14 protein-coding genes are annotated in these 16,380 nt (G+C 47.8%); 8 read left to right on the plus strand and 6 right to left on the minus strand.

Annotated features, from left to right (window positions below):
• A partial coding sequence (locus ABN764_RS27355; RefSeq protein ID WP_446673696.1) for a glycoside hydrolase family 2 TIM barrel-domain containing protein occupies positions 1-2,635 on the plus strand: 2,635 nt, incomplete at its 5' end.
• A 200-nt stretch (positions 2,636-2,835) separates the two neighbouring features.
• Here ABN764_RS27355 and ABN764_RS27360 read toward each other — a convergent pair.
• Positions 2,836-3,033 carry a cold shock domain-containing protein gene (locus tag ABN764_RS27360; RefSeq protein WP_005546053.1) on the minus strand — a complete coding sequence of 66 codons (198 nt, stop codon included), beginning with the start codon at positions 3,031-3,033 and terminating at the stop codon, positions 2,836-2,838.
• Between the two features lie 263 nt (positions 3,034-3,296).
• On the opposite strand from ABN764_RS27360, the gene ABN764_RS27365 reads away from it, so the two are divergent.
• The 3 genes from ABN764_RS27365 (at position 3,297) to pepF (ending at position 5,791) form a co-directional block, all read left to right on the plus strand.
• Positions 3,297-3,530 carry a hypothetical protein gene (locus ABN764_RS27365; RefSeq protein WP_174811497.1) on the plus strand — a complete coding sequence of 78 codons (234 nt, stop codon included), beginning with the start codon at positions 3,297-3,299 and terminating at the stop codon, positions 3,528-3,530.
• 13 nt (positions 3,531-3,543) lie between these two features.
• On the plus strand, positions 3,544-3,723 hold the full coding sequence (locus ABN764_RS27370; protein ID WP_072729768.1) for a hypothetical protein: 180 nt from the start codon (positions 3,544-3,546) through the stop codon (positions 3,721-3,723).
• Between the two features lie 274 nt (positions 3,724-3,997).
• Positions 3,998-5,791, plus strand: a complete 1,794-nt coding sequence (pepF, locus tag ABN764_RS27375; protein ID WP_174810925.1) for an oligoendopeptidase F — start codon at positions 3,998-4,000, stop codon at positions 5,789-5,791.
• 157 nt (positions 5,792-5,948) lie between these two features.
• On the opposite strand, the gene ABN764_RS27380 is transcribed toward pepF, so the two are convergent.
• Positions 5,949-7,556 (minus strand): FAD-dependent oxidoreductase, encoded by a 1,608-nt coding sequence (locus ABN764_RS27380; RefSeq protein ID WP_446673697.1) that lies wholly within the window; start codon positions 7,554-7,556, stop codon positions 5,949-5,951.
• Between the two features lie 185 nt (positions 7,557-7,741).
• On the opposite strand from ABN764_RS27380, the gene ABN764_RS27385 reads away from it, so the two are divergent.
• The 3 genes from ABN764_RS27385 to ABN764_RS27395 all read left to right on the plus strand — a co-directional run bounded on the left by ABN764_RS27385 (position 7,742) and on the right by ABN764_RS27395 (position 10,487).
• Complete coding sequence (locus tag ABN764_RS27385) at positions 7,742-8,131, plus strand: LapA family protein (RefSeq protein ID WP_446673698.1); 390 nt, start codon at positions 7,742-7,744, stop codon at positions 8,129-8,131.
• A 142-nt stretch (positions 8,132-8,273) separates the two neighbouring features.
• The gene (locus ABN764_RS27390; protein ID WP_446673699.1) at positions 8,274-9,359 is read left to right on the plus strand and encodes a M42 family metallopeptidase; all 1,086 of its coding nucleotides are present in this window, start codon (positions 8,274-8,276) and stop codon (positions 9,357-9,359) included.
• 120 nt (positions 9,360-9,479) lie between these two features.
• Entirely contained in the window at positions 9,480-10,487 is a 1,008-nt protein-coding gene (locus ABN764_RS27395) for an oxidoreductase (RefSeq protein ID WP_446673700.1), read from the plus strand.
• Positions 10,488-10,602: 115 nt separating this feature from the next.
• Here the strand turns inward: ABN764_RS27395 and ABN764_RS27400 are convergent, their stop codons facing one another.
• The 4 genes from ABN764_RS27400 to ABN764_RS27415 all read right to left on the minus strand — a co-directional run bounded on the left by ABN764_RS27400 (position 10,603) and on the right by ABN764_RS27415 (position 14,935).
• On the minus strand, positions 10,603-11,133 hold the full coding sequence (locus ABN764_RS27400; protein WP_446673701.1) for an STM3941 family protein: 531 nt from the start codon (positions 11,131-11,133) through the stop codon (positions 10,603-10,605).
• Between the two features lie 103 nt (positions 11,134-11,236).
• The gene (locus ABN764_RS27405; RefSeq protein WP_174809265.1) at positions 11,237-13,162 is read right to left on the minus strand and encodes an ABC-F family ATP-binding cassette domain-containing protein; all 1,926 of its coding nucleotides are present in this window, start codon (positions 13,160-13,162) and stop codon (positions 11,237-11,239) included.
• A 230-nt stretch (positions 13,163-13,392) separates the two neighbouring features.
• Positions 13,393-13,971 carry a TetR/AcrR family transcriptional regulator gene (locus ABN764_RS27410; RefSeq protein ID WP_268626271.1) on the minus strand — a complete coding sequence of 193 codons (579 nt, stop codon included), beginning with the start codon at positions 13,969-13,971 and terminating at the stop codon, positions 13,393-13,395.
• A 115-nt stretch (positions 13,972-14,086) separates the two neighbouring features.
• On the minus strand, positions 14,087-14,935 hold the full coding sequence (locus ABN764_RS27415; protein WP_446673702.1) for a DUF92 domain-containing protein: 849 nt from the start codon (positions 14,933-14,935) through the stop codon (positions 14,087-14,089).
• Between the two features lie 187 nt (positions 14,936-15,122).
• Between ABN764_RS27415 and ABN764_RS27420 the strand changes: the two genes are divergently transcribed.
• Complete coding sequence (locus ABN764_RS27420; RefSeq protein WP_065290782.1) at positions 15,123-16,295, plus strand: cytochrome P450; 1,173 nt, start codon at positions 15,123-15,125, stop codon at positions 16,293-16,295.
• The last annotated feature ends 85 nt before the right edge of the window (positions 16,296-16,380 follow it).

The raw sequence follows: 16,380 nt of genomic DNA on the forward strand, positions 1-16,380 counted from the left end.
CGATGTGTATTTGCTGGCCTTCCCGACGGAGCATATGTGGGACTTTACGGTTCGCACACAACTGCTCGACAATGGTGAGCGTGCTCAACTGGACGTTGATGTCGAGCTCTGTATCAGCGAGGAGGCTGCGCAGTCACATACATTTGCATGGACATTATTGAATGCAGCCCGCCAGCCAATTTCGCCGGCGAACACAATTCTGGTATGTGATCGATGCCAGCAATCAGAGCCAATCATCCGGGTAAGCACTACCGTAGAAGCCCCTACACTATGGTCAGCGGAGAACCCTTATTTGTATCATCTCGTGCTGGAGCTTCGAGACAAGAACCAAGAGGTCATTCAAGTAATCTCGCAGCGAATCGGATTCAGAGAAGTGAAGCTTACCGGTACGAATCTTCTCGTAAACGGGAAGGCTATCATGTTCAAGGGCGTCAATCGGCATGAATTCCATCCGGATCATGGACGTGCGGTTCCCTATGCCACAATGGTCGAAGATGTGCGCTTAATGAAGCAGTTCAACTTGAATGCTGTGCGGACCTCACACTACCCGAATGATCCGCGCTTCTACGCCTTATGTGATGAGGCAGGGCTATACGTAATCGACGAAGCGGACTTGGAAACACATGGATTTCAAGCTGCCGGGTGTTGGTCACTGCTCAGTGAGGATGAGACTTGGAAACAGGCCTATGTGGAGCGAATGCAGCGGATGGTAATCCGTGACAAAAATGCGCCGAGCGTCATCATGTGGTCGCTTGGCAATGAATCCGGCTGTGGGCCCAATCATGCAGCCATGGCTGAGTGGGCACAGCAATATGATCCGACTCGCCCCGTTCATTACGAAGGCGATTGGAGCAACATGCTTGAACTCCGCATCCGCTCAACAATGTACCCAACACTCGAAGCCATTGAGAAGGTTGTTCACTCTGATGACGATCGTCCGTATATTTTATGTGAATTCGCGCATGCAATGGGCAACGGACCGGGAGCGCTTAAGGACTACGTGGAAATGTTCTATCGCTACCCGAAGCTGCAAGGTGCGTTCGTCTGGGATTGGGTCGATCAAGGCATTCGGCGTGAGCGAGAGGATGGCCGCCAAGAAATGGCGTATGGCGGTGACTTCGGCGAGCTTATTCATGACGGAAACTTCTGCTTGAATGGACTCATCGACGGAGACCGTAAGCCGTGGCCCGCTCTGCATGAATACAAAAAAGCGATCGAGCCTGTCAAAGTCTATGCCAGCAGTGAACCAGGAGAATATATCATCGAGAACCGGTACGACTTCCTTCCATTATCATGCTTGCGCGGTCACTATTCCATCATTGCCGATGGTGAACTTATTGCCGAAGGGACATTCGAGGTGCCCGAAGTACCTCCACGTGAGCGCGCTGCATGGCGGTGGGATGCGCGGACAGCGATTCGAGCCGCGTTCGGCCATACGATATCTGAACCGGCATTTCAGCATATGTGGCTTCGGTTCTCCTTCCGTTCGGGTAGCGGCACTTATGGCACAATCCCCTGGCTTCCTGTGGGTCATGAAGTGGCATGGGCTCAATTTGAGCTTGAGCCTTCGCAGGTTCTTCAGCTACAGCATACCGATTGCATACAGGAGACAGCACCCTCCTCTACCATATCATCGTCTAAGAGCAGCCTGACATCCGGCTTCGGTATTAATACTGCCCCTGCAGGCATGATGTCGCTGAAGCCCATTTCGATCCATGACCAAGGAGCTAGCCTCATCCTTACAGGCAGCAGCTTTACTATGGAGATCAATCGGTCAGACGGAAGCCTTCTCTCTTGGCGTTTCCATAACACAGATTTGCTAACTGGCAGTCCCCGCCTTCAATTATGGCGTGCCGTTATCGATAATGATCGCTATCTAGTGACGGATTGGCGGAATGCTGGACTACATCAATTGAACAAACGGATAAAACAGGTGACTATCGATTCATCACGCGCAGCAGAGGGGATGATTACCGTAACGACCTGCTTCCGGTTAGGAGTACCTGCCTTCATGTGGGGATTGGCCTGTGAGCAGATCATGACCATACAAGGAAATGGGATCATACAGCTGCACATTGACGTACGGCCTGAAGGATGCCATCCAGAGGTTCTCCCTCGTTTTGGCTACGAGCTTGGCATCCCTGCCGGCTTGAATTCCTGCAGCTGGTATGGACGCGGTCCAGGCGAAAGCTATGTCGACAGCAAGGAAGCAGCTGCAATTGGCTGGTACGAAGCGAAGGTCGATGATCTTATGGTGGCATACGAGAAGCCGCAGGAGAATGGCAATCGTACAGATACAAGATGGGTATCTTTTGTGAACGCTCAAGGCACGGGACTATTCTTTACAAGCAGTTCTGGAGTGGACACCTTTGACTTTAGCGCCCATCGCTACTCGGTCATGGACTTGGAGAATGCCGCCCATCATGCTGATCTAGTGCCTCGAAGCGATATTGTTCTTCATCTGGACAAAGCACAGAATGGTCTTGGCAGCAACAGCTGCGGCCCGAGAGCGCTCCCTGAGCATGAATTGAAGTGCAAGGACATGTCATTCAGCCTGCAAGTGATCCCATTCAACTGTGAGACACTGTCTCCGAGGCAACTTGCGCGGCTCGTGAACAGCGGTATTCTATCTTAATCAAATCCACGACTCTCGGATCGAGCATATCTTTAAGAACAAGCCTAATGAACAAACAGGGTACAGAATAACTAAATAATGGGTTCAGGCTACTGCGATCAAATGAGAACATAAAAAAGCAGCCATGCTCAACATGAACATGGCTGCTTGGCGTTGCTAGTGCACTATTTATAAATGACAGCCCTTAACGGGACAATTCATTATAATTTAATGACATTAGCTGCTTGCGCACCGCGATTGCCTTCAGTAATATCGAACTCTACTTCTTGGCCTTCGTCAAGTGTTTTGAAACCGTCGCCTTGGATTGCGGAGAAATGAACGAATACGTCTTCGCCGTTTTCCACTTGGATAAATCCGTAGCCTTTTTCTGCGTTAAACCATTTTACAGTACCTTTCAAAGTCAAAACCTCCTCACTTCTTCGCCCTGACAGGCGAATAGTAATATTATACTTAAGCAAAAAGTCAAACGCAACTTTTCCCACAAAAAAAGATTTCTAAAAAAATTGCAAATAATGTGATCAATATTGCGGTTTTCCAGTGAAATCAGATTTGATTTCATTTAATGGCTAAGGTATCATGATCGGTAAGACGAACTGCTTGGCAATACCGCTTACAACTTAGAGTGACAGTGCCCTGCACCAAGAAACGAGGGAACCAAATTATGATGAAGAAACATGTTATTTATAAAAAGGATAACTGGAATATGCTTACGGTTGAAGTACAGGGCCGTTATATCGTATTGCGTGAAATATCCGAACAATGGGGAGAAGAATGCCATAACTTCTTGAGCCGTCCGGCCTTGATGCATTGGGCTGAACAACGCTTTCCTAAAGAAGATTACGTAGGCAAGGAAGAAGAATGGAAAGAGATCATGGACAAATTCAAGCAAGTATAAAGGCAGGATGCTTATGAATTCATCAACGAACCTTATTTTTGTTTTGCTTGCATTTTCACTTGGAGTGATCCTAGTCTGGAAGAGAGACACGCTGCCAGAGAAGCTGCGCAGGCCGTTGGCAATTACTGCATTATGCTTGATTACATTCGCCTTCTTCCTAATTGTCTATTCTTTCTTTGCGCTCGGCAGTTAGCTTCTTCAACGAACAAGCACAGCCGCCCGCAACAAATAGTTTGGCGTTCTCTGGTCATACTACCCTACAGATTAATCGGTGAGTGCACACAGCACCATTGCCGCACGGCAACGCTACCGGAGGGGGATATATGGCCACGACACGCCAATTGGTTATCGGGCTGGTCACCTCTGCCATCATGGTGACCAGCCTACTGTCTGCTTCAACAGCCGCTAGTTATAAGCAAGCGACAGCGAAGCCATTATCGCAATATCAATATATGAGGAGGGTACATATGGAACAAGTATGGAAACGTTCAGAAGTCCCACAGGATGTCCGCTGGAAATTGGAGGACTTATTCGGATCACAAGCAGAATGGGACAAAGAATTCTCGCTGGTTAACCAGCTGTTGGATAAAATGAAGCAATATCAAGGCAAGTTGAATGATGCGGAAGCACTGAAGAATTGCTTTGAGCTGGAAGACGATATTTCCCTACATACAGAGCGCCTGTACGTATATGCGAGCATGCGCCATCATGAAGACACAGCGGAACCTGGATATCAGGCATTGTCCGAGAAGGCCAAGCAATTAAGCGTAACAGTTGGGGAGGCTCTCTCTTTCATTACGCCTGAAGTTCTGTCCTTGTCTGATGAGCAATTGAATGCCTTCATTCAAGAACCGAAGCTGGCTGCTTACCGCTTCACGTTGACTGAAATGCAGCGCCAAAAGGCACATATTCTGTCCAAGCAAGAAGAAGCGCTGCTCGCGCAAGTTGGAAGCATGTCCAAGGCGCCTGAGACCATTTACAGCATGCTGAACAATGCCGACATGAAGTTCCCAACGATTAAGGACGAGAACGGCAAGGATGTAGAGCTGACACATGGCCGCTACATTCAATTCCTTGAAAGCCGCAACAGCGAAGTTCGCAAGGCTGCTTTCGAAGGCGTATACGGTACATATCGCAAGCTTCGCAATACAGTTGCTTCTACACTCAATGCGAACGTACAGAAGAACCTGTTCTATTCTCGCGCACGCAAATACCCTTCCACATTGGAAATGTATCTGTACGGCGACAACATTCCGAAGGAAGTATATACGAATCTGATTGACACGATCCACAAGCACTTGCCGCTTATGCACCGCTACATGAAGCTTCGCAAGCAGCTTCTGGGTGTGAAGGAACTACATATGTACGACCTATTCGCTCCGGTTGTCGATGAGTTCGACATGAATATTACATTCGAAGAAGCGAAGGCAACTGTTAAGGAAAGCTTGAAGCCGCTTGGTGAATCGTATCTGAATGTGCTTCAAGATGGTTTCGACAACGGATGGATTGACGTTTATGAAAATGAAGGCAAGCGTACTGGCGCATACAGCTGGGGCGCATACGGCACGCACCCTTACGTGCTGTTGAACCATAAAGACAATTTGAACAGCATGTTCACATTGACACATGAAATGGGTCACGCACTGCATTCGTACCATTCGGACAACAACCTGCCATATCGTGACGCACAGTACACCATCTTCTTGGCAGAGGTTGCTTCCACGTTAAATGAAGCGCTGCTCATGGATTATATGCTGAAGAAGACAACGGATAAGAAAGAAAAGATGTATCTGCTTGCGTACTACATCGATCAATTCCGTACAACTGTATTCCGTCAGACGATGTTCGCTGAATTCGAGATGATTATCCATGATCACGCTGAGAAAGGTGAAGCACTGACACCGCAGCTCCTCTGTGACGTGTACTATGACTTGAATAAGAAGTACTACGGAGATGACATGGTCATCGACAAAGATATCGAGATGGAATGGGCACGTATTCCTCACTTCTATACAAGCTTCTACGTGTTCAAATACGCGACAGGCTTCTCGGCTGCACAAAGCTTCGCGAAGCAAATTCTCGAAGAAGGTCAACCGGCAGTCGATCGTTACACAGGCTTCCTGAAGAGCGGCGGCAGCGACTTCTCGATCAACATACTGAAGAAGGCTGGCGTAGATATGTCCACTCCGAAGCCAATCGAAGAAGGCATGAGCTTGCTTGAATCCCTTATCAAAGAGATGGAACAGCTCGCTGCAAAATAAATGTAAAAGAGACGCTAGACAGCCTAACTAACTGCTGTCTGGGCGTCTCTTTTTTTGTCAGCTATCCTGTCACATTCAATCTTGTATCAAATCGAGTAATTCCCAGGGACACGACGCGTGCTAATAGGTAAGAAACGAAGAAGTTGATATAGCTGCGCTATGCGATTTCGGTTCCATCGAACGGCCAGCTTCGCTGTACGCCTGCCCCATCCAGCTCCGCTTGATAAGCGCTGAGATGCTGCTTATCCTCATAGACCTTGCGCGGAATGACCCCTTGCTCAATCGAATAAGCGATCAAGTGACCGACGGATTCTCCAATATTCCATTCGGTTGGATGCAAGCGATAGCACCCGTTAGTGAGCTGAGTCGTACCGATATTTTTGCAAGCAGGCAGAACATTCGTGACCCGCTTCGGAATGAGAGATCCAAGTGGAATTTCATAAGGCAAGGTCGGAATATAGCAGCTTCGTCCAGTCTTGGTTGTTGTATGCAAATCCATAGAATAATGCCCTACTCCTACACTATCCTCATATCGTCGAATACCTAGTCCCTGCCCCTTGCGAAGCTCCTTGCTCACATCATGTTCCGTTATCGTATATAAGGCATGAATTCTTCTCGATTCACGAATGTAAGCCGACTTAGCAAGGCCATCATCAGTGCCGACAGATGGACGATACAAGCGGAATTCGGGGTACCCTACTCCACCATCTTCACGTGGCGCTTCTGTCTGAAGCCAATATAACAGAGACAAGCTTAACTGCTTAGCCTCCTCAACAATCGCATCCCGCTCTTCATAACTCATCTCAACAGGAGATGCAAGGGAATAATCATTTTGCGGCCAATTAATTAAGGACAGATCTCCCTCATAATGGCCGTCCCGAAACTGCGATGCGTCCACAGTACGGCGATACGTCCACAGAGGCAGCGGGTCTATACCGTCGGGCAAGCAAATGAACTTGCGCATTTCATGAGTCGCATTCGGCTTTGTATCCCACCAACTTAACAAAGGATAAGGCGATCCTTCATGGTGAAAGCTTCTCCACCAATCATAATTTGCCGGCTTGGCAATCGGCTCATTGCGTTCAGCGGCGTTGGCATCCAGCTTCTCCAGTGACATCACTACTGTAAACGCTTGCAAATCAGTTGGGTCTGCTTCTGTTAGCGCATGAGGCTCCCCTGTCATCTGCTGTGATTCAGCACCAACGATATATTCAACACCTGCGAGCGGCAGCACGTCACCACATTCTGTTGCATCTACGTAATATTGTCCAGTGAGTACTGTCTTCTCTCCTGTAATTCGATTGAGCACTGTGATGTCTTGTACGGCATCGCCTTGCGTGTGCGCTTCAAGCGGAACCGTATGATACAAAATGTGCAAACGCCCTTCCTCAACGTGAGGGCAAAGCCACGCTTGCAGCAGATCATGCGCAACATTCGGCTCGTGACACAGCCGGCTTACCCATCCATTCCCCGGATTGAAAGTATTGTCGTATGCATCTCGATCCTTCAGCAGCTCCGGCTTCACAAGTGCAGCATAATAACTCCGAATCTGATTGCGGAATGCTCGATAAGCAGCAGTACATCCTGTTTGTTCAATCCATGGGTGTTCATCTGGTGGAACTGCTTGACTGGTAAGCTGGCCTCCAATCCAGTCCGTCTCTTCTGTCATGATCACTTCTAGACCCCGATTCGCCAGTGTCCAAGCTGCCAGTGTTCCCCCAAGCCCTCCACCAATAATGACAACGTCTGCCTTCCTCGTATTCATGAATGTCCCTCCATTTACTTCCAGATCATTCCTCCCCATGATCATATCATGACATGTCTGTATTATGAATCCTTATTCCATAATGAAAATATTTGATTGGAGCAACCATTCAACTTGTGGCGAATGAAGTCGAACATTATACTGAGAATAGATACATAAACATAATGGTAAGGAGGCTACCTGCAATGCGTATTCAATGGTCCCTGCTAGCAGGACTTATATTTGCGCTCATTACGGCGATATTTGCAGTCATTAACGTGAATCCAGTACAAGTGAATCTCTTGTTCGGCACGTTCGATGTACCGCTCATTCTTCTCATTTTGGGCTGCACCCTGCTTGGAGCTGTAATTGTCGGTTCATACAGCATCTACCTGCAGTTCCGCTCCCAGAAGAAGATTAAGCAATTGGAGCATCAGCTTGCTCAATATACAGGCGACGCTGACACTAGCTTGTTCGAGAATCATGAATCGACAAACAACCTGGAAGAATTGCATCCTCATGGCGACAGCATGACAAATGAGGATTTAACGGGACTCACATCAAGCACAGTCAATTCGAGCAAGATTGATCACTAGCACCAGTACTTGCATTAGTACTTGTATTAGTACTTGCATTAGTACTAGTCTCAGAACTAGTATTTGCATTAACATTAACACTGGTATTTAGCGTTTAGCGATTAAATCGTACCCATTTATCATATCAAGGAGGAATACAGTCATGACTGCACCCAATCATTCAACTATTTCATCACAACCCTTCCAAGCGATAATTAACGAAAATTACGTAACTTCCTTCCTGCTCGAATTGCTTAATACACCGAGTCCAACAGGCTATACCCACCATATTATGGCCCGCATTGGCCGTGAAGCGGAACAACTCGGATACGCATTCGAGCAGACTCAAAAAGGCTGTGGCGTCATTAAGGTTGCAGGAGAGAAGCACGATTCGAACAAAGTCATCGGATTGTCTGCCCATGTCGACACGCTGGGTGCTATGGTACGATCCATCCATGCTGATGGCACACTTCGCTTAACTTCCCTAGGCGGATATATGTCTAGTTCCATGGAGAATGAATATTGCCACATACATACTCGTGACGGTCGTACATACACAGGTACAATTATGACGAACCACCCTTCCGTGCATGTATACAGCGACGCACGCGAATACGCACGTGAAGAGAAGAACATGATTGTGCGCATCGATGAGCTTGTACATACCAAGAAGGATACCGAGGAACTTGGCATTCGCACAGGTGATTACGTTTCATTTGACGCACGTCCTGTACACTTGCCAAATGGATTTATTAAGTCGCGCCATCTGGATGACAAAGCTAGTGTAGCTGCCTTATTCGGATTGCTGGAGAGCATGAAGCGCCACGCATGGCAGCCAAAGCACGATATTGTCATTTTCATTACGAATTACGAAGAAATCGGACATGGCGCATCCTACATTCCCCAGGAAATAACGGAGATGCTTGCTGTTGATATGGGAGCTATGGGCGATGATCTGTCTTGCAAGGAGACGGACGTGTCCATCTGTGCGAAAGATTCATCCGGGCCTTACGACTATATGATGACGGGCACTCTTATTGCTCTGGCAGAACGAGAGGGAATCGAGCATGCAGTTGATATTTACCCTCACTATGGTTCCGATGCTTCAGCTGCGCTTCGCGGTGGCAACAACATCCGTGCTGCCTTAATTGGGCCAGGCGTTCATGCCTCACATGCGATGGAACGCACTCATCAGCGGGCAGTAATCAATACAGCACGCTTGATTGCTGCATACATCACAGAGGAATAAGAACCTGATCCCTTATAATGAATGCTGTCTAAATGCCAACTCTGAAGCGAGTGATATCAGCCTGTCTTCTACCTAATTACACATAAGCAGCATGGAATGAAAGGGAGGTTCGAAGGTAAGATGAAACAGCAATTTGCAGCGTTATGGATTAACACGCAAACGGATGGGACGCTGGATGTAAGTGTTAAACAATGTACCCCCGAGCAATTGTCAGCGGGAGAAGTAACGATTCGTACCGCGTATTCTGGATTGAACTACAAAGACGCGCTTGCCTGCTCGCCAACAGGAAATATCGTAAAATCATACCCCTTCATCCCCGGAATTGATGTATCTGGGGTGATCATTGAATCAGAGGATGAACGATATTCGGCAGGACAGCGTGTACTGGTAACGGGATATGGGCTAGGCGTAACCCATACGGGCGGTCTCAGTGAGATTGTGCGCGTACCAGGCGATTGGATCGTTCCACTCCCCGATTCGCTCAGCCTAAGGGAGGCGATGATATTCGGCACAGCGGGTCTCACTGCTGCTCTCGCTGTCGAACGGATAGAACGCCATGGTATTACAACTGATAAAGGCCCTATCCTTGTTACTGGTGCGACAGGCGGAGTCGGCTCCATCGCAGTCTCTATGCTGGCACAGCTCGGATATGAGGTTGCCGCTTCTACAGGTAAAGCCCAGTATGAAGAGTTACTTCGTTCTCTTGGTGCCGAGCAGATTGTTGCACGTGAGGAACTTCTTCCAGAGCGGCCTCGGGCTCTCGATAAGCAGCGCTGGGCAGGAGCGATCGACGTCTGTGGCGGCGCGATTCTTGCCTCTGTCCTAGCGTCCCTCCATTACGGCGGGGCTGTGGCCGCAACAGGAATGACGGCTGGTGGAACTTTGCCGGCTTCTGTCTTCCCATTTATTCTGAGAGGGACCGCCTTATATGGCATCGATTCTGTATTCGTACCGAGTACAGATCGTGTCCGCCTCTGGTCACGAATCGCGGCGGAGTGGAAGTCATTCACCCATACCCCGAACTGGATTCATGAATTGCAGCTGACTGATGTCCCTGGCTATCTCAACCAGTTGCTCCAGGGCCAATCATCTGGGAGAGCCATCGTCAAGATTGGCAAAGATGAATAACAGTATGAATTGAGATTGATCGGCAGAATTGTTGAACGGTTTGCCGTACGAAAAAAAGAGCAGGAACCTCACATGGGGACTACCCACTGAGGTTACCTGCTCTTCTCTTATTCGCCTAAGTATGTTGCGACTTGGCACGATCCCAGCGTACGAGCATCTCTTGAGCCACTTGCTCCAGCGAGCCTCGAATGCCAACCTTTGGGATGTTGATCTGCGTATCAACGAATGCTCGGTTCGCTGACATGAGCGAACGTTTCCAGCCTGGACACCGAGCAAGGAATTCTTCCGGATTGGCCATCTTCACTCCCAGGAAGGATTGGCCCATCATATCGTACACTTTAATTTCTTCTACCTCTGACCACAATACTCTCCCTGCTGCCCCAAGCGAGGCTTGATCATAGAAGGCATCCGCTGTCAGGATGACAGCTGGCTTAGGGACTAACATGCGGTATGCGCAATATACACCGCACATACCGAAAAATAAGACACATACTCCCCCTAGAAGCACGACTCCACCTTGATCTTGCATAAGCATGACCATTCCAATCGCAATAAACACTATGGAACATAGGAACATGACGACTAACTTGCGCTTGCTAGGATATATCACTATATCATGTGGTGCTGGTTCATACTTCCCCCTCATACGAACGCTTCCCCTCACTCCGCTGATATTCCATCGTAGTTGTTTCGATCGCTATAATCATCGATGAACTATGGTGTATTCATATTCACTCGAACCAGCAGCATTATTTCGACTTCTCAGCCTCGATTTGCTCCGCTAGCTCGCTTAAATAAGTCCATCTCTCCATCAAATGCTCCAAGAGCTTCTGAGCCTCCGCATCTTCCTTCATCAGCTCCTGCAAGCGTACTGAATCATTGAACGCTTGTTCCATATCTTGCTGGATACGTTCAATATTGCTTTCCGCTTCCATGATTCGTTCCTCAATCTGTTCATACTCCCGCTCTTCCTTGTATGACATCTTGAGCTTAGGCTTGCGCTCTGATCGGCCCGCAGGATCTGCAGCAGTTGCTGTCTTCACTGTTGGCGTGCCGCCTTCTGTATTCGCCGCATGTGCATGCTTAGCTCTCCATTCCATATATTCGGAGTAATTGCCAACATGCTGGGAGACACGACCGTTCTCAAACGACCAAATACGTTCTGCCACTCGATCTAAGAAGTAACGATCATGAGATACCGTAATAACAACGCCAGGGAAGTCATCCAAATACTGTTCCAGCACAGCAAGTGTCTGTACATCCAAGTCATTCGTAGGCTCGTCAAGGAGCAGCACATTCGGCGCTTCCATCAAGATACGAAGCAGTTGAAGGCGTCGCTTCTCACCACCGGATAGCTTGCCAATCAATGTCCATTGCATTGTAGGGCTGAACATAAACCGTTCGAGCATTTGTGCAGCCGTTACGGTATACCCCTCGGCGGTTTGCACGGTCTCTGCTCCCTCACGTATATATTCGATGACACGAAGGGATTCATCCATCTCTTCATGTTCTTGTGTGAAGAATCCAATCCGAACCGTAGGACCGAGCACAATTGTCCCTTGCTGCGGTTCGCGCTTGCCTGCAATGACACGAAGCAATGTCGACTTGCCGCTTCCATTTGGCCCTATGATACCAATGCGATCCCCTGGAACTGCGATGTAGCTGAGATCCTTGAACAGCTCCCGTCCATCAATCGAACACCCCAGAGACTCAATCTCCACGATCTTCTTCCCTAGCCGTGCAGACATCGCAGATATCTCCACTTGACCGTTCTTCGCAGCAGGGTTATCGGCCTGTAATTCCTCAAAGCGCTGAATTCGCGCCTTCTGCTTCGTCGACCGAGCCTGTGCCCCGCGCCGAATCCATGCCAGCTCATTACGGAGCAAATTCTGACGCTTATCCTCCGAGGCTGCTTCACGCGCCTCACGATCTGCCTTCAACTCTAGGAAACGCGTATAGTTCGCTTCATAGAAATACGCGCGTCCTTGATCTAATTCAATCATGCGATTCGCGACGCGATCGAGGAAATAGCGATCATGCGTAATCATAAGCAATGCACCGCTTCGCTTCTGAAGCAATGCTTCCAACCACGCTACGGTCTCATTATCAATATGGTTCGTAGGTTCGTCCAGCAGCAGAAGATCCGAAGGATGAATAAGTGCTGACGCAAGCGCCACACGCTTACGCTGGCCACCTGAGAGATCGCCCATTCGGGCATCGAAGCGCTGAATCCCCAGACGGGACAGGATCGTCTTCGCATCGCTCTCAAGCTGCCAAGCCTGGAGGCGATCCATGTCGTCACTCGCGCGTACCAAGCGATGCTGTACTTGCTCATCATTCGGTTGGGAAGATGCCGCTTCCAAGCACGCGGTATACGTCCGGATCGCGACCATTTCTGGGGCATCCCCACCCATCACCTGATCCAATACAGTTGCATTAGGATCAAATTCCGGCTCCTGCGGCACAAATTGAACCCGAACGCGGCTGCCAACCATGATCTTGCCTTCCTCAACGGGCTCTAATCCCATAATCGTACGAAGGAATGTAGATTTCCCCGTCCCATTCACCCCAACAATTCCGAATCGATCCCCTTCTTCGATTCCGAATGATACGTCTTTAAATAAGGTTTTGTCCCCATAACTTTTACCTAGCTGTTCAATCGTCATTACATGCATGAATTCCGTTCCTCCAATCAAGCATCAGCCATCTATAACGAAGGTGAAGCTGCAAGCGAACTAAGCTTACTTCATCCCCTTATAACCTTTTATCCTAAACCGTAGACACATCCAGATTGCAAATAGCTGTCAACAGTATAGAGTGCAGATTTATCCGCCTATCTCCGCTCCCATCATCGAAAGAGGAGAACCTACGGTTCCCCCCTTGCACGCGATCAGGTATGAAGCTGCTAGAGCGGTATGCCCTGCTTACAGCCATTCACAAACAACTCAGATGCGAACTGAATCCGCTGCCGCAAATCCTGGTTAGAGAAAGTCGGATTAAATAATATATCCATCTTGAGCATATCGAGCATACCGATAAATGATTTGGCATGAAGGAGAGGATCTGGCAAATTAAAATCCTCCATCGAGCTTGCGATTCGCTGTACATAACTCTTCATGAAGTTGCACAGCGCCTCCATCATTTCCGGATCCTTATTTGGCGCCTTGAAGAACAGCTTCGTATACTCTCTGCGATTATAATAATATTCCAAATGATGCTCGGCAACGAAACCTAGACTTCCCTCCAAGGAGTCCCGCTCAAGCAGCCCCTGATCCAACTCTTGCAGAAATTGCTCAAAGCCTTGCATCATCATTACGGTAAACAGCTGCTCTTTGCTCTCGAAATATAAATATAGCGTTCCTTTGGCAATACCTGCCTTGTCAGCTATATCCGACATTTTCGTTTCATAAAAACCATTCGAACCGAAGAGTTCATAAGCCGCATCCATAATCAACTGCAGCTTGTCACTCTGTCCATAACTCACTCGGTTCACCTCCTTGTACGCTGCTGCCATGGTTACTTACATTCTGCTTCGACTATAACATGAGACAGGAATGTTGTCGATTTCAATTGCATGACAATTGTAGATCTCTTTTGGACTACAGAAGCAAAGCGACAAGAAGTGAAACAATCGCGCCGGTACATGAAGCCAGCAAGTTCACACGATCATTATTTAACCAAACAAGACCACGTATATGATTCGTCGCTGCTTCGCAGTGTGATAATCGCTCTGTGGATATTCCACAAACTTTGCATTGATAACCAGCTTGTACAGAGGCCCCCAGCAGGGAATCGAACAATGCTCCAACTGTTCCGCCAATTGCCGCAGCAGCGATCACGATAAGAAGCGTGATCCAGTCCATTCCGTCAACTGCCGGAAGAGTTCCCGACAAATCCTGCAGCACCATCAAACCAGCTGCCGCTAGGCCTATCGTAAGTGCCCCCGCAACAGAAGCAAACGTACCAAGCAGCGATATTGCCCCTGATGTACCAGCAGCAACCTGCTTGCCGTTCAGCAGCGAGCGGGGCAAACGCTTGCTTAAACTGCCGATTTCTGTTGCCCATGTGTCAGCATTCACTGTGGCCATTACCCCGATGAACAGCCACAGCCATACAGAACTTGGCCATACCGCATTCGCCATACATAGCAGCATGCCAATCCCGCCATTTGCGAATACCTGGCCAGCATCGCGTTCTCCCGTTTTCTCGTAAATATGATCCAGATGAGATTTCTTTCGTTTTTTCCATTTTGACCAGAATGTCGATGTGATGAAAAAGGCGAGCAGCAATCCAAACCAAACCAGGTCGCCGCTCCCATAATAGATGGTCCCCATGGCCACAGCGGCTGCTGCTCCGGATCGCGTCAAGGCATGCTTCCATAGCGCAGCTCCCGCAACGACAACACTTCCTGCAAAGCCGATAAGCCATGGATTTAAGCTATCTATCATTTCTATCCACCTTGCAAGCATTGTGGTTATCCCCCTTTCGTCTGTGCCCAAATCTGCTGCACGAATTGAATAATATTCCTTATTTTCAAATCATCGATAAACTAGAAGGTAGGTAATAAATCTATGTAGAAATAGTATATAGTAGTACCTTAAGTGAATAAAGTATAAGTTAGGAGAGTGCATGCCAATGAACAATGCTTGGGAGACCTATTTAAAGAAAGCGAAGCAGCTCGATAATAGCTTTGAACCTTTCCTCTGGTACCAGGAAATGAGAAGCCGTTCCCCGGTCAAATATGACGAGGAGCGCAAGTCATGGGATATTTTCTTATACGAAGATGTTAAAATGATATTAGAAAATAGAGAGTATTTTTCACTTCACCGTGTCGAGAACAACGGAAATCCCGCTAGCTTAGAGAAGCATGCCCAGATGCGATCAATCGTGAGCAATTTTTTCAATCCATCCGCTACGAATAAATGGGAGGCGAAAATTAAAAAAATCGTCGACAATTTATTGGAACAAGACAATAATAACAATTCTACAGTCGATGTAGTAAATTTGATATCGGCACCTCTCCCTGCTATTGTAATGGCTGAGCTGTTAGGAATTCCAACAGAGGATCAGCTTATGTTCAGAGAATCGGCCCAAATCATTGCATCCAGCCCTTCAAGCTCTTCGCCTGAAGAAATGAAAACTAAAATATTTCATAAACACCAAACAACCCGTAAGCTGTACCATTACTTTTCCGCTATTATTGAAGAAAAAAAACGTAATCCGTGTGAAGACGTCATTTCCGCTTTAGTTCAAGCCCAATCCACCTACGATAATCTTACTTCCCATGATATATTAAACTTCTGCATTCTGCTGATATTCGCGGGCAGCGAAACTACATCTCATTTCATTAGTAACACTATCTATTGCTTGCTAGACAACGAAGAGATAGTGGATAACGTAAAGAGCAATTCATCACTGCTACCATCCGTTCTGGAAGAAACTCTTCGTTTCCGCTCACCCGTGCAGGCCATGAATCGAGTCGTTCGAAAGGATACGATATTGCGAGGGACTTTCCTGAAGGAAGGTGACTTCATCGTCGTCTGGATCGGTTCCGCCAATCGTGATGAATTGCATTTTTATGATCCTGACAGATTCATCCCAAATCGAAGACCTAATCAGCATTTAACATTCGGTAAGGGAGAAAATTTCTGTCTTGGAGCTCCTTTAGCCCGTTTAGAAGCAAAGGTGGCAGTAAATGCGTTAATTGAGAAGTACCCTCATATGAGATTAGATCTTTCAAAGCCATTGCTCCCTATCGAAAGCCCATATGTATATGGATTGCAGCAATTACATATCACAACTGCTTAATACACAAAAAGGGGGTGTCCCAAAAGTCTAAAAAGACTTGGGACGCCCCCTTGTTTTCAAATATGTAAAACAAAAAGAAACCGTT

It is taken from the genome of Paenibacillus wuxiensis (genome assembly GCF_040195695.1).
GTDB classification, from domain to species: Bacteria; Bacillota; Bacilli; order Paenibacillales; family Paenibacillaceae; genus Paenibacillus_B; species Paenibacillus_B suaedae.

Bases quoted from the DNA above. Each gene is read 5' to 3' on its own strand.
- ABN764_RS27365 (WP_174811497.1), top strand. From the start codon at position 3,297: ATGATGAAGAAACATGTTATTTATAAAAAGGATAACTGGAATATGCTT.
- ABN764_RS27370 (WP_072729768.1), top strand. From the start codon at position 3,544: ATGAATTCATCAACGAACCTTATTTTTGTTTTGCTTGCATTTTCACTT.
- pepF (WP_174810925.1), top strand. From the start codon at position 3,998: ATGGAACAAGTATGGAAACGTTCAGAAGTCCCACAGGATGTCCGCTGG.
- ABN764_RS27380 (WP_446673697.1), bottom strand. From the start codon at position 7,556: ATGAATACGAGGAAGGCAGACGTTGTCATTATTGGTGGAGGGCTTGGG.
- ABN764_RS27385 (WP_446673698.1), top strand. From the start codon at position 7,742: ATGCGTATTCAATGGTCCCTGCTAGCAGGACTTATATTTGCGCTCATT.
- ABN764_RS27390 (WP_446673699.1), top strand. From the start codon at position 8,274: ATGACTGCACCCAATCATTCAACTATTTCATCACAACCCTTCCAAGCG.
- ABN764_RS27395 (WP_446673700.1), top strand. From the start codon at position 9,480: ATGAAACAGCAATTTGCAGCGTTATGGATTAACACGCAAACGGATGGG.
- ABN764_RS27400 (WP_446673701.1), bottom strand. From the start codon at position 11,133: ATGAGGGGGAAGTATGAACCAGCACCACATGATATAGTGATATATCCT.
- ABN764_RS27405 (WP_174809265.1), bottom strand. From the start codon at position 13,162: ATGCATGTAATGACGATTGAACAGCTAGGTAAAAGTTATGGGGACAAA.
- ABN764_RS27415 (WP_446673702.1), bottom strand. From the start codon at position 14,935: ATGATAGATAGCTTAAATCCATGGCTTATCGGCTTTGCAGGAAGTGTT.
- ABN764_RS27420 (WP_065290782.1), top strand. From the start codon at position 15,123: ATGAACAATGCTTGGGAGACCTATTTAAAGAAAGCGAAGCAGCTCGAT.